At 46.2% G+C, this 19,964-nt stretch carries 14 protein-coding genes; 4 read left to right on the forward strand and 10 right to left on the reverse strand.

Features of this window, described 5'->3' with window-relative positions; genetic code table 11:
* Positions 1 to 74 precede the first annotated feature (74 nt).
* Both DVG78_RS00735 and DVG78_RS00740 read left to right on the forward strand, forming a co-directional pair.
* Positions 75 to 2,234, forward strand: a complete 2,160-nt coding sequence (locus DVG78_RS00735) for a carbohydrate binding family 9 domain-containing protein (protein ID WP_114459595.1) — start codon at positions 75 to 77, stop codon at positions 2,232 to 2,234.
* 38 nt (positions 2,235 to 2,272) lie between these two features.
* Positions 2,273 to 2,974 (forward strand): HAD family hydrolase, encoded by a 702-nt coding sequence (locus DVG78_RS00740; RefSeq protein ID WP_114459163.1) that lies wholly within the window; start codon positions 2,273 to 2,275, stop codon positions 2,972 to 2,974.
* A gap of 78 nt (positions 2,975 to 3,052) precedes the next feature.
* On the opposite strand, the gene DVG78_RS00745 is transcribed toward DVG78_RS00740, so the two are convergent.
* The 3 genes from DVG78_RS00745 to DVG78_RS00755 all read right to left on the reverse strand — a co-directional run bounded on the left by DVG78_RS00745 (position 3,053) and on the right by DVG78_RS00755 (position 5,654).
* Positions 3,053 to 3,892 carry an amidohydrolase family protein gene (locus DVG78_RS00745; RefSeq protein WP_114459164.1) on the reverse strand — a complete coding sequence of 280 codons (840 nt, stop codon included), beginning with the start codon at positions 3,890 to 3,892 and terminating at the stop codon, positions 3,053 to 3,055.
* A gap of 108 nt (positions 3,893 to 4,000) precedes the next feature.
* On the reverse strand, positions 4,001 to 4,984 hold the full coding sequence (locus tag DVG78_RS00750; RefSeq protein WP_114459165.1) for a Kelch repeat-containing protein: 984 nt from the start codon (positions 4,982 to 4,984) through the stop codon (positions 4,001 to 4,003).
* A gap of 259 nt (positions 4,985 to 5,243) precedes the next feature.
* A complete protein-coding gene (locus tag DVG78_RS00755; protein WP_114459166.1) occupies positions 5,244 to 5,654 on the reverse strand; it encodes a VOC family protein in 411 nt (136 codons plus the stop codon).
* 225 nt (positions 5,655 to 5,879) lie between these two features.
* Between DVG78_RS00755 and DVG78_RS00760 the strand changes: the two genes are divergently transcribed.
* Entirely contained in the window at positions 5,880 to 6,959 is a 1,080-nt protein-coding gene (locus tag DVG78_RS00760) for a hypothetical protein (RefSeq protein ID WP_114459167.1), read from the forward strand.
* On the opposite strand, the gene DVG78_RS00765 is transcribed toward DVG78_RS00760, so the two are convergent.
* The 3 genes from DVG78_RS00765 to DVG78_RS00775 all read right to left on the reverse strand — a co-directional run bounded on the left by DVG78_RS00765 (position 6,940) and on the right by DVG78_RS00775 (position 9,564).
* A complete protein-coding gene (locus DVG78_RS00765; RefSeq protein ID WP_114459168.1) occupies positions 6,940 to 8,502 on the reverse strand; it encodes a serine hydrolase in 1,563 nt (520 codons plus the stop codon). The genes DVG78_RS00760 and DVG78_RS00765 overlap by 20 nt on opposite strands.
* A 52-nt stretch (positions 8,503 to 8,554) precedes the next feature.
* Positions 8,555 to 9,010: a hypothetical protein gene (locus DVG78_RS00770; RefSeq protein WP_114459169.1), complete on the reverse strand. Its 456-nt coding sequence runs from the start codon at positions 9,008 to 9,010 to the stop codon at positions 8,555 to 8,557.
* A gap of 74 nt (positions 9,011 to 9,084) precedes the next feature.
* Positions 9,085 to 9,564, reverse strand: a complete 480-nt coding sequence (locus DVG78_RS00775; RefSeq protein ID WP_229598091.1) for a DUF5990 family protein — start codon at positions 9,562 to 9,564, stop codon at positions 9,085 to 9,087.
* Between the two features lie 568 nt (positions 9,565 to 10,132).
* On the opposite strand from DVG78_RS00775, the gene DVG78_RS30485 reads away from it, so the two are divergent.
* A complete protein-coding gene (locus tag DVG78_RS30485; RefSeq protein ID WP_310589110.1) occupies positions 10,133 to 10,312 on the forward strand; it encodes a hypothetical protein in 180 nt (59 codons plus the stop codon).
* Positions 10,313 to 10,999: 687 nt separating this feature from the next.
* Here the strand turns inward: DVG78_RS30485 and DVG78_RS00790 are convergent.
* The 4 genes from DVG78_RS00790 to DVG78_RS00805 form a co-directional block, all read right to left on the reverse strand.
* Entirely contained in the window at positions 11,000 to 13,423 is a 2,424-nt protein-coding gene (locus DVG78_RS00790) for an ABC transporter permease (protein WP_114459170.1), read from the reverse strand.
* Positions 13,424 to 13,670: 247 nt separating this feature from the next.
* The gene (locus DVG78_RS00795) at positions 13,671 to 15,035 is read right to left on the reverse strand and encodes a Gfo/Idh/MocA family protein (RefSeq protein WP_114459171.1); all 1,365 of its coding nucleotides are present in this window, start codon (positions 15,033 to 15,035) and stop codon (positions 13,671 to 13,673) included.
* Between the two features lie 230 nt (positions 15,036 to 15,265).
* Positions 15,266 to 15,946: a 4'-phosphopantetheinyl transferase family protein gene (locus DVG78_RS00800; protein ID WP_114459172.1), complete on the reverse strand. Its 681-nt coding sequence runs from the start codon at positions 15,944 to 15,946 to the stop codon at positions 15,266 to 15,268.
* Entirely contained in the window at positions 15,946 to 19,956 is a 4,011-nt protein-coding gene (locus DVG78_RS00805) for a non-ribosomal peptide synthetase (protein WP_114459173.1), read from the reverse strand. Before DVG78_RS00805 ends, DVG78_RS00800 begins: the two co-directional genes overlap by 1 nt.
* Between the last annotated feature and the right edge of the window lie 8 nt (positions 19,957 to 19,964).

The raw sequence follows: 19,964 nt of genomic DNA on the forward strand, positions 1-19,964 counted from the left end.
AAACATTTTGGCGGTTAGGGCCCAGCTCTAACCGCCTTTCATTCTTTATTATTACATCTTTTCAAATGCTTCAAATGCGTCTGTTTCTGTGGTTTTTACTGTGTGGGGTAACGGTTTTTGCCCAAAAGAAAAATGAATCCTACCAATACCACATTCGGGAAGCAGAGGCTCCTCTCAAAATCGACGGTCTAGAAAATGATGCCGCTTGGCAAACTACCGAAACCGCCAAAGACTTCTTTATGATTACGCCGATGGATACCAGCCTGTCGCGCGCTAAAACGGAGGTTAAGATGTGTTATGATAAAAATAACCTCTACATCATTGCCATCAATTATAAGCCTGTTAAAGGCGCCCTTGTGGTAGAATCCCTGAAAAGAGACTTCAATTTTGGCAACAATGACAATTTTTTTATCGTTCTGGATACGTTTGAGGATTTAACCAACGGCTTTTCGTTTGGGGCCAGTGCCGCAGGCGCTTATTGGGACGGACAAGAGGCCGACGGGACATTCATAAACCTCAACTGGGACAATAAATGGCACGGAGCTACCAAAAACTACGACGACCGCTGGGTATGGGAAGCCGCCATTCCTTTTAAAAGCATCCGCTACCGCCCAGACCAAACCCGGTGGGGCATCAATTTCAGCCGTCTCGAACTAACTATCAACGAAAAATCGGCGTGGGCACCCGTTCCGCGTCAATTTCAATCGGCCAATTTGGGCTACGCAGGCGTATTGGTGTGGGACAAGCCCCTGCCTCCTGCGGGAAAAAACATTTCGCTGATTCCCTACGCACTCACGAATGTATCGAAAGACCAAGTTAAAAAGACTCCTGCGGACTGGAAGCCGGCCATCGGTGGAGATGCTAAAATTGCCCTTAACTCATCTCTTAACCTGGATTTGACCGTCAATCCAGACTTTTCTCAGGTAGAAGTGGATGTTCAACAAACCAATTTAGACCGTTTTGAACTATTTTTTCCAGAACGACGGCAGTTCTTTTTAGAAAATGCCGACTTATTTGCCAGTTTTGGCTTTTCGACCCTGCGCCCCTTCTTCTCGCGACGTATTGGGTTGGGCGTTCCGATTTTATTCGGGGCAAGGCTCAGCGGTAAATTGGATAAAAACTGGCGTATCGGTGTTTTGGATACCCAAACCCGTGAGCAGGGGGATCTGCCCGCCCAAAACTTTGCCGTCGTGGCCTTACAACGCAAAGTATTCGCCCGTTCCAACGTCGGTATCTTGATGGTCAATAAAGAATCACTGGGCTATGATGAGCAAATCCATAAATCAACGGGAAAATATAACCGCAACATAGGAGCCGAATTCAACTTGGCCTCCGCCAATAATATCTGGACGGGCAAGGCCACCGTGCTCAAATCATTCAGTCCACACCTGTCGGGCAACGACGTGGCCATTTCTAGCTTGCTCAACTTCAACAAAGCAAATCTCTTTTGGCAATGGCGATACGAATACGTCGGTGAAAACTACAATGCCGAAGTAGGCTATGTGCCCAATGCCGCCCGGCGCGGGTACCAAATGGCCGTTCCCAACGTCGGCTATTTGTTTTTTGTCAATTCCCCAAACCTCATCAGCCACGGGCCTTTGCTCCAAACGACCTTGTTTTGGAACAAATCAAGTAAGTTGACCGACAATGAAACGACCTTGACCTACACCTTTAACTTTCGAAATCGGGCTACTGGTGTCGTCGGTGTCGCTTCCAATTACGTACAGCTATTGGCTCCGTTTGACCCCACAAATACAGGCCGGGAGAAGTTAGCAGCTGGCACAAATCACAATTGGAAATCGGCAGGAATGGATTTCACCTCTAGCCCCCGCGCACGCTTGACCTACGCTTTCAGCGCCCGCTACGGTGGTTTTTTTGCCAACGGAACCCGCCTAAATTTAAAAACAACCCTCGGGTATCGTTTTCAACCTTACGTAGCGACCAAGTTTTCGGTAGATTATAACAACATTCAGGTTCCTTACCTAAAAACCCCCGTTGAGTTGTGGCTCGTAGGCCCTAGGGTAGACATTACATTTACCAACAGTCTGTTCTGGACTACTTTTGTGCAGTACAACAGCCAAGCAAAAAACATCAACCTGAATACCCGCCTCCAATGGCGCTATCAGCCTGCTTCTGACCTGTTTATCGTGTACACTGATAATTATTTACCCGAAAACCTAATGGTTAAGAACCGCGCCATTGTCTTAAAATTGACGTATTGGTGGAATGTATAAAAGTTGATTTTCAATGACCGCTAGTCATTAAAATAGATATGAGTATTAAAGTAATTGCGTTTGACGCCGACGATACCCTTTGGGTCAATGAGCCTTTTTTTCAGGAGACTGAGCGTAAATTTTGCGGTTTGCTCGAAGATTACCTCCCCCACCACAGCATATCGGCGGAGTTGTACCAGACCCAAGTCCAAAATATTTCGCTGTACGGCTACGGCGTAAAGAGCTTTATTTTGAGCATGGTCGAAACAGCCCTGCGCATTTCCGAAAACACCCTCGGCGTACCTGTCATCGAAAAAATCATTGCGTTGGGCAAAGAAATGCTCGAAAAACCCATTGAATTACTGGAGGATGTCGAACACGTCCTGCAATCATTGTCAGGACATTACAGGTTGGTAGTAGCGACCAAGGGGGATTTGCTCGACCAAGAACGAAAACTGCGTAAATCGGGCTTGGAGCATTATTTTCACCACATCGAAATCATGAGCGAAAAGAAAGAAGCCGACTACCAAAAGCTCATCAAACACCTTGACATTGAGGCCGATGAATTTTTGATGATTGGCAATTCGCTTAAATCAGATGTCTTACCTGTATTGGCTATTGGTGGTCACGGTTTTCACATTCCATTCCATACTACTTGGGCGTACGAACACATTGAGCACCGAGTAGAGCACCCAAATTTCCGTGATTTTACGACAATTAGTGAAGTACTTGTGCATTTAAGGCCCGATTCACAAGCCTGAGCAGATTCGTTTTTTGACGACAAATTTTTCCTACCTGAATCTGTTTATATACGTTTTCGGGCAGGATGATGTTTTCATTTATTCTTCCAACCGATAAAAACGCGTGGCGTTTTCTCCAAAAACCTTGGCTTGGTCGCTGGCCGAGAAACCGACGTTTATCATGTAGTCACGGACCAGTCCGATTACTTGCTCATATTCAGCCGCTACGAGGCACACCGGCCAATCTGAACCAAACATCAGTCGGTCAGGTCCAAATGCTTCAAAAACGACGTCGAGGTAGGGATAAAAATCTTTTTTTGTCCAGTTTTTCCAATCAGCTTCGGTCACCATCCCCGACACTTTACAATGAACCTGCGGTTGCGCTGCCAATTGCCGCATATAATTGGACCATGTGTTTAATTTACCGTCTTTGATGTACGGCTTAGCAATGTGGTCAACCACAAAATTTACCTGAGGCAACTCCCGCACCAAGTGCAGCGCGGCTTTGAGTTGGGTCGGATAAATCAGAATATCATACGTAAAATCAAAAGCAGTTAATTGTCGAATGCCTTTGATGACTTCGGGGCGAGCCAGAAAATCGTCGGGCTCGGCCTGCGCTACGTGACGAAACCCTTTAAGGAGTTCGTATTGTGAATAGTATTCGAGCTTTTCGTAGAGATTGGACGCCCGCAAATCCACCCATCCCACCACGCCTTTGACGAAGCTGGAATATTTTTCGGCCAAAGCCAGCAAAAAGAGCGTTTCGGCTTCCGATTGGTCAGCCTGCACGGCAACGCAACCGTCAACGCCGTTGGCTTGCAAAACGGGCCATAAATCTTCGGGTAAAAAATTGCGCTGAATACGCTTCATTTCGTCATTAATCCACGCATCGCGTACCGCGTCAAAAATCCAAAAATGTTGGTGAGAATCGATAGTCATTTGTAAACCGAAAAATAGTAAACAGAAAAAAGATAAACCGAAAAATGATAGACTGAAAAAGTAAACCGAGAAAGATAGACAGAGAAAGTAAATAGAATACAGGAAAGGCTATTTTAATACTTCCATTGTGGTAAGTTCAGGGCCACCTCCTCGGTTGCCGGAGCCTGCCGCAACGTACACTTTCTTTTTGTAGACCGTGGCCCCTGTCCCGTGACGCCCCTTGTTGAGGTTGGGCAGTTTCTCCCACTTCATTTGTTTGGTATCAAAGGCTTCCACTTCGGCGTGGGCTTCCACTTGCGCGGCGCTTTCGCCGCCCATAATGAGCAATTTATACCCAAACGAAACGGTGGTATTTCCCGCCCTTTGCGTGGGCAAATTCAGGCTTTCGGGCAGCGTCGTCCAAGTATTGGTCTTAAAATCAAACACATCCACGGCGGGTTCGGTCAGGTTTAGCACTTGATTGATGCGTGCCGTGGAGCGTCGCCCGCCAGCTACGTACAGTTTGTCATCAATGATGGCGACCGAAACGTGGTCGCGGACGTGCGGCGCGTCGGGGAGTTTGCGCCAGGTGTTGGTTTTAGGGTCGTATTCATCCAACCAACCCACGTGCCCGTCGTAATGCCCATCCTGAATGCCGCAGACGAGGTACAGCTTATTTTTATACACCACCGAGCCCGCCGCACCCCGCAAACGGTCGGCAGGAATGGCAGGGCCCAAGCGCCATTCATTTTTGGTGGGGTTGAAAATATAGATACTCGAAATGGGTTTTTCGTGCGGATACGCTCCCATAAAAGCGCCCATTACGTAGGCTTCATTTTTGTATTCAATGGCCTGAAAATGATTCATTTCGATGGGAGGCGCGGCCAATTGCTTCCACGTGTTGGTGGCGGGGTCGTACTCATCCACGGGGCGCGTGCCGCGTCCGCCAATCAGGTATAGCTTATCACCTACTTTGGTGAAGGCGTTTTCGTGCCGCGCGGTGCAGCTAGTAGTCGACTGAATGGTTTCCCAACTGCTTGCCGTTTGAGCCTGAGCAAATGAAGCGCAAAGGCTACCAGCGACCATCAATATCGAGGTGAGTTTTCTTTTCATGATTATTTCAGCTTATCCTTAAAACTGAAATAATGCCTTTTTTTACTTACTCAAAACGGTTTAATGCGTTGATAAAAGTCAAATCAGCCCTCGCTTCACCCTAAAAAAAATGGCAGCTGCTCATCGCCGCCGCCATTTCTGTTCACTTTAACCTATCAGTTTTGGTGGGTTACACCATTGCTGAATCTTGATTTTCAACGACGCTCAGGGAGCACCATCTCAAAAATTTCTTATATAAAACCCTGGTTTTCAATATCGCTTATAGTATCTGATTATACTCCAAACGCTCACCATCAGGCCCCTTGATATTGAAATATTTACAGCCATTTTTCCAAAAAGGCAAAAACACGGGTGCCTCTTCCAAAATGGCAAAGCCCGCCGCTTTAAGTTGTTCAAACGCTTCGTCGATATTTTCGACATCAAAGGCCACATGATCTACGTGTCCGTCTTTTCTATTTTTGATTTCGGCCAATTCACTATCGGGCATTTGGTAGATTTCGATGATAATCTCCCCGCTTTGCATCATAGCAACATTGCCTTGACCACCGTTGAACTCAAACGAAGATGACATTACATTTTCAAAGCCCAATTGCTCATAAAAAGCAACAGAACGCGCCAAATCAGTAACCGGAATACCTACGTGTTGAATGCGTTTTAATGTAAGATTCATTCGATTTTCAGAAATTTAGTTGTTAATAAATCATCCATTTTTATAACGAAAGGTTGCCTTAAAAAGCAAAGATAACCTTTCGTTATTCATTCATCATAGGTTACTGCATGACAAATGTATTTGACTTTAAGCACATTTTTTTATCCTATTTATTCTATTATTAGTTAATTTATTACAAAATTTTAAACTATTTTCGGAACAAAATGGAACACAATTGCCCTACCGATGAACATCAATAAAAACTTGTGTGAACAACTTTATTTGGACGTTAAAACCAAATTGCAGGAGGAGTTCGTAAAACGCGGCATGACCTACCGAGGCTCCGAAACATTCATCTGGAAATTAACCAATCCCAAAACCAATGTCACTTACTTTCAGTCCATTTTGGAAGAAGCCACCCATTTATCTTTTTCCTCTACCTTCAATACAATGTACCTCTGGCGTAAGCGCAACGAAGTACAAACTAGAGAATTGGTTAATTTTCAGGAGGATTACTTCAATTTATTTACAAAATTTTTGGGATATGCCAATCCTCAGGCCTACATCAGCGAGTTTTCCTTGACGCTTCATCACTTTTTTGGCATTAAAAAAGAGGGCAAAATCGTGGTAATTCAACCCATTTTTGACGCCAACAAAGACGTTCCTCCTGCCGACATGATGGGAAAGTTTCCACTGGCCAATGAGCAAACCGTTGATTCGAGAGACACTGAATGTTTATTGGAATTGATTACCCTGTTTCATGATTACAATCAAACCCTTCCCAAAAGGATGTATGACCAAGATTTGATTCAAGACATTAATGGCAAACTAGATTTTAACGAAACGAATTTAAACCTAAACAAAACAAATTGCATTTTTTCGATTGGATTTTATTCCAACTATTTTTTTAGATGGATACTCAAAAACCATGCCGCCGATTTTATAGAATATACAGATAGTCCCGTACGGTTCAGAGTGAAGTATATTAATGCCCAAACCCAGCAAGCGGCTTGGACCGATTACTACGAAAGCAACGAACGATTTGACTGCGGATTTTTGTTGAAACTTCCCGTTACATTCTCTTCCGAAACCATTAACTGCTACTTTTTTTGCGGAATCGAAAATAAGTCTACCCTCGCCATTACTACTTATTTATGTCAAAACTGGCGAATCATTCAGAAAAAGCAGGATTTTGAGCGCAATATACCTCTCAACGACGCTCCGTTTTTGATGATTTTTAAAGTCAATAAAGACAACCTCAACGAGATGTATTGCGAAAAAGTGGTGGCGCTGGATTTTCTTAAAGCTACTTGCTCTTCACCTTAAAATCCAAATCGTGGAAGTCAAAACTAAAGTCTGTCAAGGGAGAAATGGCCTTCATTTTGAAGCCTGAGGCTTTGCCTTCATTGTCCAACTCAAACATCACGTAGGCGTCGGCATCCATGCTACGCTCGGTCCATTTGACGATAAACGTATTCCCTTTGTACGGCAACAACTCACCTGTCAGTTGAAAAGAACGTTTGGAATCAAACCATAGCTTTCCGTTTTTGATTGAAACAACCGCCTCGCCAAACCACGGGTCTTGGTAGGTTCCCAAAAACAAGTTTGTCTCCGTTTTGGCCCCGTTGTTTTTTTGTTGCCCCTCAATTGCCGACCAAATCTCAGCCGTTATTTTCTTGGCTTCGGCTTCATTGGCCAGTACTCGGTCGTGGTTTTCTTTCACGCGGTCTAAGCCTTTAATCCCCAGATAACTGTCTTTGATGGTGTTGGTTACGGCCGTAAATGCCGCGCCTGATTGTTGGTTGGTAAAAACAACAATGCCGAGTTTCAGCTCGGGCAGCAACGTCACCTGCGTTACGATACCCGCCAATCCTCCCGTGTGGGTAGCTTGTTTGAATCCTTTAACATCGCTCAAAAACCAACCCAATCCATAGCCCGAAAAATGCGTATTGTAGGAGTTAGTGCCTCTGACGGGAATGATGGTTTGGGGTGTCCACATTTCATCATGTACTCCCCTACTAAAAAGTTGTTTACCGTTATCAAATTTTCCATTCTCCATTTGCATGATTATCCACTTGCTCATGTCGGTCACGTTGCTATAGATTCCGCCAGCGGCATTGGCCACTTCACTCCAATCGCGACGAATTACTTTAACGACTCCTTCCACGGGCGCGTGCGGGTCAATCACGTTCGACTTGTCTTTCAGGCGTTTGTACGAAGCCGCCGTGGCATTCATGCCCAGCGGTTTGAGTATTCTGGTTTCGATAAAGTCCTCCCAAGGCATTCCAGATACCCGCGCCACCACCTCGCCTGCCACGATGTAGAGCAGGTTGTCATAGTCGTATTTGGTTCGAAATCCCGAAACAGGTTTGAGGTAGCGGAGGTTATGAATGATGTCTTTCAGGGTAAAATTATTCTGGTCCGGCCAAAACATCAAATCTCCCGCGCCTAAACCCAAGCCACTGCGGTGCGTGAGCAAATCCCGAATGGTAAACTCTTCGGTCACGTACGGATTGTACATTTTAAACTCGGGAATAATGTCCGTCACTTTGGTATCCCAAGTCAGTTTTTTTTCATCCATCAGCATCCCGAGCGCCGCCGAAGTAAAAGCTTTGCTGTTGGAGGCAATACCAAAAAGCGTGTTTTCGGTTACTTTCTCTTTCGTATTGAGCGACCGCAGGCCGTAGCCTTTGGCGTGAATCACTTTGCCATCTTTTACCACCGCTACCGCAATTCCCGGCACATCAAACGTCTTCAAGGTTTTTTCAACCAACGCATCAATCTCAGGGGAAGTAATTACCTGAGCATTTAGTAGCAACGAATGGAGACACAGGAAAAGTAAGACGGTGAAGTAAAAATGCTTTGTCATGGTTTTTTGTTAGGTTTTATGCGGTTGTGAAGGAATATATTTTGCGGTAAAATTATGTTTTAGCCAAAAGACTCCCCGCCAGATTGTCAAACAATTGGAGATGCGCTTTTTTTACTAGCGTGATAAAATAAGCAATCAGCCACCGATTTCCTTTGACTACTATGTGTTCCGCAAGGGCAACCTGATTGGTATTTTTATCGTACACAAAGTTAAAATCAATCACCAACACAATCCCTCCTTTGACATTACTAACGTATCGTACGTGTTTATCTTTCTCTATTTCAAGCACTTCTACATAGTATTCAGGGCGCATTTTCAGAAATCCCAACAATAGCACTTCTTCATTCACTTTGTATGCTATGCCATTCATATCCGTTTTTTTTAGTTCATAGACGTTGACCATGTACGGATGATGTTCGCCGAATTTTCTAAAATCTAGGATAGAATCGTAGACGTGAGCCAAATCGCTATGAAATGAATGGTTCAGGAGAAGGGTTTTTGTAGCCATTGATACGTCAACATTGAGCAATAAAGGTTAACAAATGTAACATTTTTCTCCCCTGTTAACTCCCTCCAACGATTTTAAGCTTTTACCTTCCAGCTTTCGCCTCCTTTTACACTACCGCAGGTGGGCCCACCATCCTTGCCAACACCTGGCACTGTGATTTCCAGCACCGCTTGTGCGTCGGTTTGTACTTGCCGAAGCATCTCCCAAGTGATGCTCTTCAAGGGAACTTTCAACCGACGGCTCCAAATAGTGCCCAGTTGCCCAGCGGCAGTGCCAATGTCGATATACACAAATCGTTCCTGCGGCGAACCTTGCGCCACGGCCCCTACAAAAATAGGAAACTCGCCCGTTTGTGATTTCAGGTTCAGCACAAAGTCAAAAACAAGGTCTTCTCCCGTTGAACGTTGTTTTTGGAGGGTTACATAATTTGATCCACTTCCTTGCTGAATACCAAAATCAACTCCTGCGGTTGGTTTCTCCAAACGTATCTGAAACATTATTTCTACAAGGGTTGAGCCACTGCCGAGGCTCTCTGAAGCTTTCGCGTTTTTCATTTTCCTACAAGGGTTGCGCCTCCACACGGTGGACCGATTTCTATGATTTATGCAACTGATGGCGTATAAAAATCTTTATATTTTTCCTTTCGGTGAACACAAGAGAACACGCGATGGATAATTTTATTACAAACATTGTTTACGACCAACATTTCGTTTTTACCTTCAACAGTTTTTCTCAGGTAATATTGTCGAATTTCGGGTGAATGTTGAATCGCAGACATCGCCCCGTTCTCAAGCAATGCCTTTAATTGTTTGTTAGCTTTATTGCGGTCCAAATTTCTATGGCTCGGGCCACCCCGTTGAGTACTGTGTTACAACAAGCCAGTGGGGTCTTGAATCGATTGTCACAGGCCGCCCTGCATGAGTCTTTCTAAGCCGAAGGCGGTAAGGCTACCCCACTGGTTCGGACGGCCGATGCCGCTGGCTTGCTCTCATTTTGAGAGATATTCCAAGCTATGATTTTCTTGGAATTTTTACATCACACAAATCTAAAGGCCGATGCGAAAAGGGTGACAATCCGGATTTAAAGCCTTCAACACGGTGGCGAGGTCCATCCAAAATCATTATGAGACGATTCTTAACCGCGGCAGAGGACCGCTACTTTGACAACCGAAGTACGAACGCTTCAGCGGAGTCCTTCAACCGTACGACGGACCGCGCTAAAATCAAAGCCTTTAGAAGTCAATTCAGAGGGGTAAGGAATGTGGAATTCTTCCTGTATCAGCTAACTCAATTATATGCTTAATCCAAGTTGCTCCACAACTTTTGAACTTGATCCGTCTTCCACGGTCTCAACAACATTTTCGGGAGTGTTGATGACCCTATTTGAGGACCACAATTTGTTATACAAGGCCCCTGAATTACTTTTTAGAACAGCCTCCCGTTCAATATTTTCTAATCTCCTTTTTTCTGCCTCCTTTAAACCCTATGCTGAAACGGGCTTAACAATCCCATTCAGACAAAAGCCCAGTATCAAAAGTGTAAAAACATGTTTCATTTGATAAACAGTAAATATTTGTGAATCATACACAAATATTTATTTTTTGCTCCGCATTCGGCCCTGAGTCATGTCGTCAATAACATAATGGTTAGTCATATAATCACAAATGATTTCCAAACAAATTTGTCTTTCCCATTTTCACCTTTACCCGAACAATGTATTTTATCCTTATGACAGACCTCTTTTAGAAGATGCAAATACAAAAAAATGTACACGCCTGTACCATTACAGGACAGCTAACTGAATGTACTATACTTTCGCGTGGACATAACCGTCAGATGATAAAAATCGCGGATTTCAGCCCAGAGCACTGCACAGGTTGCTCGAAGAACCTATGTAAAAAATGCTGATTGACTTATTTAGGGACAAAAGTGGCGTAACTGGTAACATATATACTTGGCTGTTACGCTGGATAGGGGCAAATAGTAACTCTTATTCGCTCTTAAGGACCTCCACTGGATTACTCCTCGCCGCCTTCATCGTCTGCGAACCGATCATAATGAATGCAATCAGCAATACCACCAGCAAACCCACCAACAACTCGGTGATTTGGACGGGTGTGTGATACGGAAAATGGGTCAGCACAAAGCTTTCGAAGAAAAAGTAAGTTACGGGCAGAGCGATGAGTGCCGACATCGACAGCTGTATGAGAAAACTGCGGCTCAATAAGTAAATAAGGCTGCCTGAGTTTGCGCCCATCACTTTGCGGATGCTGATTTCCTTCAGCCTAGTTTCAGTAGTAAAGGCCACCATTCCAAACAATCCCATCGATGCGATCGAAATGGCCAAGAATGAAAGGAAGCCAATGATTTTGATTATTGTTGAGAATTCGCTGTATGCCTCTTCTATTGCTTCGTCATAAAATTCAGCTTGAAATGGATGAACACGGTCGATTTTCTTCCAGGCCGATTCGATTTTAGCCATGGTCGTCGGAATATCCCTACTTTGTATCTTGGCATTGATGATGGCTCTGTCTTCGGGTGTCCAGGACATGAAGGCTACTGGCCCCACAAGGTTGTCTACCTTTCCGTAGTGAAAGTCTTTCATTACGCCAACAATGGTCATCTTGCGTGTTCCGTGGAAACTACTGAATGTGATTTCTTCCCCGATTGCTTTTTGGGGGTCGTTGCTGCCAATGTTAAATCGTTTTAAGACTTGTTGGTTTACGATTACTTCTGTGGCGGCGGTGGTTGTAGTGGGTCGTGCCATAAAATTGCCACCCTCCACGAGCTTGTATTCATGCAGGGCCAAATAGTTTTCGTCGACGTGGTTGGTCATGACCAAAACGGAGTCTTGCGAATCTTTGTATTTCATAAATCCACCCCAGGCATTTCCAACGCTGGTGATGATTATCGACCGTGACAGGGCCTTTACTTCTGGCATCTCGCTTAGTTCTTTGAGAAGCGCATCAGGTTTATTCCCCTGCATATTGATGTTCAGGATGTTTTCGGTGCGGTATCCTAGGTCGAAGGTAAGGATGTTTTTATACTGCACGTAGCCGATGGCGGTTGTGGTTATAAAGATTAAAGTGAAAGAGTATTGAATCACCACCAAGGCGCGTCGGAGGGTAACGTGTTTGAACACTTTCACCGTCGATACATTCCTGAGTGCACTGATTGCACTGACTTTTGAGAAGAATAGTGCGGGCATAAGGCCTGCTATCACACCTACGGTAACCGAAAAGACGATAAAAGCTGCGACCATAAGCGGAGTAAGTTCGAGCTTTACCGTGCGTTGCATCTCGGGACCCAAATTTATCAGCAGGGGGCGCATGACGAGAAAGATGAAGTATGAAAGAAAAAGAGCGGCTAGGGAAATGATGATTGCTTCCACTAAAAATTGTTGCCATACCTGACTCTTTCCAGCGCCGATAGCTTTGCGAAGTCCTACTTCCTTAAAGCGGCGCATGGCACGTGCTATCGAAAGATTGGTATAGTTGAAACACGCCGACAATATCACAATGAGTCCAAGCCCGCCAAGTATCCACAGCATGACCAGAGGCATGTGAGGACCCACGGAACCTGGCCCACCCTCGGAGTGACGGAGATTCTCTCCGACCACAATATCGTATAAAGGAAGAAGCTCAAGTTGGATTTCAGTGTTTTCTTCGGCGAGATTTTCTTCCTTCGCAATGGCGTCAAGTTGTGGCTGGATAGAAGCTCTGTCGACATTTTCGGGCAGCAGGAGGTACACATAGTTCGATGCCATGCTCGTCCATTGTTCGAAGTTGTTGTTGGTCTTATTGAGCTGCTCGGCGGTAGAGAGCGATACCAACGCTTCGAAGTTGATGTGCGAAAAAAAGGGCACGTCCTTCATTATCCCGGTCACCTTGTAATCGAGTGCATTGAAGTTGATTGACTTACCAAGTGCTGATTGGTGGCCGAATAGCTTTCTCGCTGCGGTCTCCGTGAGAACAATCGAGTAAGGCTCTTTTAGGGCCGTGTGGGGGTTGCCTTCCAACATCGGAAACGTAAAGACCTTAAATATTGACGGATTCGCCCAGAAGCCTTTGATAGGGAGAATATTGTCGCCAACCTTCGCGTCTTGCGAAAAGTCGTTGTGCATAATGGCCACGTCTTCAACGCCAGTTACTTTCTCTTGGATAAGTTTTGCGGTCTTTATTGATGTGGTGGCAAACTTGCCGCTTTGTTCGCGATTTTCGGTCAGGACGTTGGTGATACGATAGATTCTCTCACCGTTCTGGTGGAACCTGTCGTAAGAACGCAGGTCGAGCATAAACGCGATTAGCAGTAACCCTACCGACATACTTATAGCAAGGCCAACAATGTTGATGGTCGAGAATAGCTTGTTGCGCCATAAGTTGCGTCTCGATGTTTTGATGTAGCTTTCAATCATTTTTCCGGTTGATAAAAAGGTTGGCGAATAGCTAGGCAATAGTTTCCTATGGCAAGAATACGAAGGTGTTATAAGCTGAATGAAAAAATGATGTAAACCGGGATAAAAATGGGATGAATTGTGTTAATCACAACTTTGCCTGACACTAAAACACTTGGATGAGGCTCATAAAAAGCCGCTCTATCGGCTCATAAAATGAACCAATAGAGCGGTGGTAATAGTTTTTCGCTTTTTCAAACGGTATTTGTTAAACCTCCCAGCCCTTCCGATAGGTGCGGCGTAGGTATTTCTCGGCAGCGGGATAATTCGGGAATTTCATTTTGACAGAATCCCATTCAAGCAATTGGTCGGGAACGCGAATCGCCACCGTACCCAACAATACCGCTTCGGTCATGGGGCCTGATTGCGCAAAGTGAGATTCGGTTTTTTCGCCGCCCAAACACGCATCCACAAAATGATGATAATGGTTGCGCTCGGCCAACGTGGGCAGGGTGTAATCTTTTACTTTGCCGTTGGGGAAAGGGATGACCACGGGCATTTTTTGGTGGGGAATCAACAAAGCGCCTTCCGTACCAATCAACATCGCTGATTCGGCGGGGTATTCGCCGTCTTTGTATAAATCCCGGATTTCTTGTGGTGGGTAAAACTCACCGTCAAACCACTCAGCCTGAAAGGTGTTTGAAGCGGTCAGTTCATTGCCTGGAAATTGCCACGTAATGTGGTTTCCCTGTGGCCATGTGTCGGCGCGGCGCTCGGGGGAGTCTTTCCACGATTTTTGGACTTCGGCAATCACCGATAGCGGGGCTTTCATGCCGAGACCTTTCCAAACCGCATCAAAAATGTGGCAACCAATGTCGCCCGACCAGCCCGTACCGAAATCCTGCCATGTACGCCAGATGGCGGGGTGATAAATGTCGGGTGCGTAGGGGCGCACGGGTGCGGTGCCCAGCCACTGATCCCAGTGCAGATGGGCGGGCACTTCGTGGGCCTCCGTGGGGCGCGGACCCACCAATCGGTACCTTGCTACAGCACCTGGGCGGTTGGAACACAAATAGGCGTGTTTTATTTTGCCGATAATGCCCTGTTTGATTAACTGTACTGCCGTGCGGTCGCCCATGCCAGAGGCGATCTGCGTGCCGAGCTGGGTCGTGACGCCCGCTTTGACGGCGGCTTTGGTCAATTCCCGAACCTCAGCCACATCATGGCACATGGGTTTTTGGCAATACACGTGTTTTTGTCGGTGAATGGCCTCTACCGCAATGGGGAAGTGGTTATGGTCAGGCACACTGACGTTGACGGAATCAAAGTTGGCCGATTCGGCCTTGAATAATTCGCGCCAGTCGGTGTAGGTGCGTGCGCCGGGAACAAACTCAGCGGCACGTTTGAGGTTTTTTTCGTCTACGTCACACAGCGCCACGATTTCGACGTTTGCGTGTTTTTTGAATTGTTGCAAATCGCCCCAGCCCATTCCGCCCACCCCAATACAGGCATGACGGAGTTTTGACGGGGCAGCATTGGCTTCCGAACTAAACAGGAGTGGGGCGGCCATGGCGGCGGTGGCGGCTTTGACCAAAAACTCCCGCCGCGATTCGGGGGTAGGTTTATTTTTCATGTGGTTATGAGGTTTAGATGATTTTATAGGTTGAAACGTATATGAATAACAGCAATATAAGGCATCGCCTATTCTTTTTTTACCTGTTATTGCCTGAAAATTATACTACTTACAAGCCGTTTGATAGGCACAGTTTGGCGGGAGGAATCTTTTGAAATCCTATCAGGCATTAAAAAAGTCAATGTTTTTAAGATAATGGGAAGAGGTGATGCTCCAATTGATTCTCTTGTCTACTCAAATTCCCACCCTATCAATTCGGGGTCGGTATGGGATGTGGCATAGCTGACGATATAGTCTTCGTGGCGGCGAGTAGTGAGAAAATAAAGTTGACCATTTCGGCGTACCTGGCTGGGTATGGCGGGTACTTGTTTCATGTCATCACAAAGCCCTTCGCCCGTGGCCTTCAGAAGTGCTTCTTTTCGGGTCCAGATTGTGTAAAAATGGTGCCTGTACTCTTCGGTTGAAAGCGTCATAGATTCTTCCTCCGAAAAACAGGCATCGACAACGGGCTGAAGGTCAAAGTCAAGGTTGTTTTTTTCGGCATCAATCCCCACCTCAAAAGGACTGAAGGCAAGGTAAATATGGTCGCCAGAATGACTGAGGTTAAACTCCTGCCCCTCAAAAAAAGGTTTATTGGCGTGGGTCTTCGAAAAAATAATCTTTTGGGGAGCGAGGCCCGTTTGTGCGGCTAAAATTTTCCGTAAAACGTACTTGCCCAGCAGGTATACTTCGCGGTCTTTGGAGTGGAAGAAACGGCTGGCGCGTGCCGTTTCTTCCGAGTTTACATTCGCTAAAATGGCCTCTTCCAGCGCCAAGTAGCGGTTTCTATGAATAAAAACAACTTGGGTTTTTACCTTTTGTAGCCCTAAAAAAGCCTCATTGTCCCATTCCCGAAAAGAAAACGGCTCCATTATTTGATGATAGGCTTGTTCAGAACCTTTTGCAATTTTCTGGCAAACACCCGGTCGTTGGGAGGCAGAAGGAAAGTCTTATGGTCTCCCGGAACGTTGGTTATCATCAAACCTTGGGGCGAATACGGTTTCCAGCCCAAGTAGACAGGGTCATCAACGTAATAAATCCTTTTGGCCACTCTGAAAAGGCAAATCACGTCGTCGTAGGGAGTCAGCTTATAATTGAGATAGGCTTTTTCATAATGATGATTGATGCGGTCTTCCAATGAGACGGGAGCGTTTTTGTCAGGAATGGCTTTACTAAGCATTGATTTGACCTTTGCTTTTGAGATATAGGCCTGATAGCGAAGGGTTTCCTGAGGGTCTTTCATCAAGTTTTGAAAGATAAATGTAAGCTTTTTGGGTTGCCTTAAAATCTTGGTTTTGTAACGCTCAAGGGTCGTTAAATGATAATCTTCGTTGTCGATAAACGTATCAATCATGCCGAGAAGTTTAATCTTTTTACCCATCTTTTTCAATTGTTTGGCCATTTCGAAAGCGATAACTCCGCCGAGAGAGTAGCCGATGATGGCGTATTCATCCCCCAGATTAGCTTCCAGAATTTCCTTATTGTAGATTTCTGCAATGCCCTCTATGGTGTCGGTTTCTATTTTTTTGCCGTCAAGACCGAGTGCCTGAAGTCCATAAATGGGTTGCTCTTCGTCAAAATAGGAAGTCAGCGGAGAAAACATCAACACATTTAACCCCGCCCCGTGGACCAGAAAAAGGGGCGTTTTGGTGCCGCTGGGCCGAATGGGAACCAGTGCTCGGTACGTAGCCTTGCCCTGGATTCGGTCGATGGCGGCGGCAAGCAACCGAACACTGGGACTTTCAAAAAGAATCGCAAGCGGAAGTTTCTTGCCCGTTACCTGATAAATTTGCTGCATTACTTGCGCCGCAATCAATGAGTGCCCACCGACTTCAAAAAAGTTGTCGTCAAGTTCAATGTCGTTGTTATTCAGTGCTTTATGCCATACCTTTACAACGGTCAATTCCGTCGGAGTAAACGTAGAGTTGACTTTGGGTGGAGCTGGCGCGGGCAGATTTCCGGGTAATTGTAGACTGTTTTTGTCAATTTTTCCGTTGGGGGTCAACGGAAACTCGGGCAAAACAACGTATTGCTCAGGAATCATGTAGGCAGGCAAGTAGCCTTGCAGCAGTTGTTTCCAAGCGGTAGGCGTCATTGCTTGTCGGTTGGGCTCGGAGGTATAAAAAGCCGCAAGCACCGTAATGTTGTTCCGGGTGACTGGCTTGACCACTGCCTGCTTTACTCCGACGTTGGCAAGCGTCATGCAGTGTTCTATTTCGCCTGGTTCAATCCTAAACCCGTTGATTTTCAGTTGATGGTCTATTCGGCCAAGGCATTGAATCTCGCCGTTTTCCAAGAGTTTGCCCAAATCGCCCGTTTGATACATTTTTTGCTCGGGCTGATTCAAAATGGTGTCGGGCAAAAATCGTTGGGCCGTAAGGGATGGTTGGTGCAGATAGCCCCGGCCTACGTTGTCACCGGCAATGTATATTTCGCCCACGGCTCCGTCAGGAACGAGCTGTCGCTGCTCATCGAGCAAGTAAATGCGGGTGTTGAAAATAGGCTTTCCGATGGTAATGACTTCATCGTTGTCAGAAATTTTCTTGACCGTTGCCCAGATGGTGGTTTCGGTAGGGCCGTATACATTCCAGACCTCATTTACTTTGCGCAACATCTTTTTCGACAAATCTTTCGACAGCGCTTCGCCCCCGCAGATTGCTTTGAGTGGCAACGAAAGATTGTCGGCCACGTCGAGGATGCTGTTCCAAACCGAAGGCGTGGTTTGTAAGACCGTAATTTTTTCGTTTTGAACACACTCAATGATTTCTCGGGCATCTTTTGAGTCGGCCGAATTGAGCATGACCATCGTGGCTCCCGAAATGAGCGGTAAAAAAAGCTCAAGGTAAAAGATGTCGAACGAGATGCTGGTGATGGAGAGTAGCTTATCGTCGGAGGTCATTCCGGGTGCGTGTTTCATACTCAACAGCAAATTGACGGCATTGCGGTGTTCAATCTGCACGCCTTTGGGTTTGCCGGTCGAGCCTGAAGTATGCAAAATATATATCAAATCGCGGCCGCTTCGGGAGAGCGTTGGTGGGGTCGTTTGATAGGTTTTCAACAACGGAATAATCACCTCAATACAGAGGGTATTGATGACCGCCTCAAACCGAGTTTTGAATTTGAGGGACGTAATCAGCGTTTTTGCGCCCCCATCCTCTAATATATAATTGACGCGTTGGGAGGGATAATCTGGGTCAATGGGTTGAAATACCGCGCCTGCTTTTGCAATCCCCAAAATGGCCACTGGCAGATACAGGGAGCGCTCCAAGGCCAGCCCTACAATGTCGCCGTGGCGGATACCGCTTTCGATGAGATAATGCGCAAATTGATTGGCCTTTGTCTCCAGTTCGGCGTACAACATTTTTGTCCCCTTAAAATTAATCGCCACCGCCGAGGGGAAGTCAGCTGCTGTTTCGGCAATCAGCTGATCAACGGTTTTATGGGTTGGATAGGGCGTTAGGGTATCATTTAAGGTTTGGTAGGTACGGCCGTCGGAAATGGGTGTGCTTCCTGGCAGGTTGCGGAGCAGGATGGCTGGGTTTTCGACCACCTGTTGCAATATAGCTTCAAAATGCCCGTGTAACTTTTGGATTGTTTCAGCCTTAAACAGGTTGGTATTGTACGACCACTCAAAGGTCATTTCACGCTCAGAGCCGCTGGCATTCAGAAAGAACTCGAAGGTTTCGTAATGGCGCGGATTGCTGATAAGCGTGTAAGAAAGTCCCTCAAAATGAACGTCGTTGGTCATGCCTAAGTCCACATTGAATGAAACGGGTACGAGTGCAACGCGCGACGGGTCGCGGGGGATATTGATGAGCTTGAGTAGGCTGCCAAACGTAAGCTGTTGATGCTCATAGCAATCTAAAATGGCCGACTTTCGGGCTTTCAGATAGTCGATAAATGACTGTTCGGGGGTAGGAGCACTCCGCATGGGCAACATATTGACGCAGTGACCAATGAGGTGGGTGTTTCCCGTCACCGATTGTCCAGCGGTGGGCAATCCGAAAACGATGTCTTTTTGCCCAGAGGATTTATATAAAAAGACTTCGAACGCCGCAATAAGGGTGGTGATGAAGCTACATCCGTTTTGGGCCCCCACTTTTTTGAGCGCCGCCGCCAGCGACGGAGCGATGGGATAATCGTTGCGTTGGCTTGAATACGAGCGAGTAGCTGGGCGGGGGAAATCGGTCGGAAAATCAAAGACGGGTACGTTGTTTTTAAACTGGTTTACCCAAAACTTTTTAATGGTTGCGTACTCCTCCGTTTGCTCGAATTGCTTGCGCTCGTTGGCATATTGGGCATACTGAACCGCAACGGGCAGCGCGGGGAAAGTATTTGTAGCATAGGCCGAATACAACTTCCCGAGGTCTTGCAGGAGGATACCCAACGACCAACCGTCAAACAAAATGTGGTGCCCCGTCAGCGTAAACTGCCACGTATCAGAGCCTGTTTTGATAAGGTATGGCCTAAACAACGGTCCTTTAACGATGTCAAAAGGCGTATCGGCTTCTGCGTCGGCGAGGCGGCGCAAGTAGGCTTCTTGCTCGGCGGGGGCGAGGGGAGAAACATCGTCTTCCGTTAATTGGAACGATGGCGTTTCAAAAATGATGATTTTTTCTCCGTTGGCGCTGATGGTTGTCCTGAGCGATTCGTGGCGCTGGACTAAGTCAGCAAATGCCTCTCGAAAAGCAGGAACGTTCAGGTCGCCTGAAAGCAGTAGCGTAAACGATTCATTATAAGCCCGGTTGGCGTCATCTTCGCCGATAAGCGTAGAAATGAAAATTTCTTTCTGTGATTCCGTTGCGGGGGCTGTTTTTTCAATTTTTGTCCCTTCAAAAGGGTTGTAGTCAATGGGGGTAAAGTGGTAGGCAATATGGGTCATAACTCAAA

It is taken from the genome of Runella aurantiaca (assembly GCF_003339505.1).
Lineage (GTDB): Bacteria > Bacteroidota > Bacteroidia > Cytophagales > Spirosomataceae > Runella > Runella aurantiaca.

Coding starts and splice junctions, on each gene's coding strand:
- DVG78_RS00805 (WP_114459173.1), bottom strand. CDS start 19,956: ATGACCCATATTGCCTACCACTTTACCCCCATTGACTACAACCCTTTT.
- DVG78_RS00745 (WP_114459164.1), bottom strand. CDS start 3,892: ATGACTATCGATTCTCACCAACATTTTTGGATTTTTGACGCGGTACGC.
- DVG78_RS00750 (WP_114459165.1), bottom strand. CDS start 4,984: ATGAAAAGAAAACTCACCTCGATATTGATGGTCGCTGGTAGCCTTTGC.
- DVG78_RS00775 (WP_229598091.1), bottom strand. CDS start 9,564: ATGAAAAACGCGAAAGCTTCAGAGAGCCTCGGCAGTGGCTCAACCCTT.
- DVG78_RS00800 (WP_114459172.1), bottom strand. CDS start 15,946: ATGGAGCCGTTTTCTTTTCGGGAATGGGACAATGAGGCTTTTTTAGGG.
- DVG78_RS00735 (WP_114459595.1), top strand. CDS start 75: ATGCGTCTGTTTCTGTGGTTTTTACTGTGTGGGGTAACGGTTTTTGCC.
- DVG78_RS00790 (WP_114459170.1), bottom strand. CDS start 13,423: ATGATTGAAAGCTACATCAAAACATCGAGACGCAACTTATGGCGCAAC.
- DVG78_RS00760 (WP_114459167.1), top strand. CDS start 5,880: ATGAACATCAATAAAAACTTGTGTGAACAACTTTATTTGGACGTTAAA.
- DVG78_RS00755 (WP_114459166.1), bottom strand. CDS start 5,654: ATGAATCTTACATTAAAACGCATTCAACACGTAGGTATTCCGGTTACT.
- DVG78_RS00770 (WP_114459169.1), bottom strand. CDS start 9,010: ATGGCTACAAAAACCCTTCTCCTGAACCATTCATTTCATAGCGATTTG.
- DVG78_RS30485 (WP_310589110.1), top strand. CDS start 10,133: ATGAGACGATTCTTAACCGCGGCAGAGGACCGCTACTTTGACAACCGA.
- DVG78_RS00765 (WP_114459168.1), bottom strand. CDS start 8,502: ATGACAAAGCATTTTTACTTCACCGTCTTACTTTTCCTGTGTCTCCAT.
- DVG78_RS00740 (WP_114459163.1), top strand. CDS start 2,273: ATGAGTATTAAAGTAATTGCGTTTGACGCCGACGATACCCTTTGGGTC.
- DVG78_RS00795 (WP_114459171.1), bottom strand. CDS start 15,035: ATGAAAAATAAACCTACCCCCGAATCGCGGCGGGAGTTTTTGGTCAAA.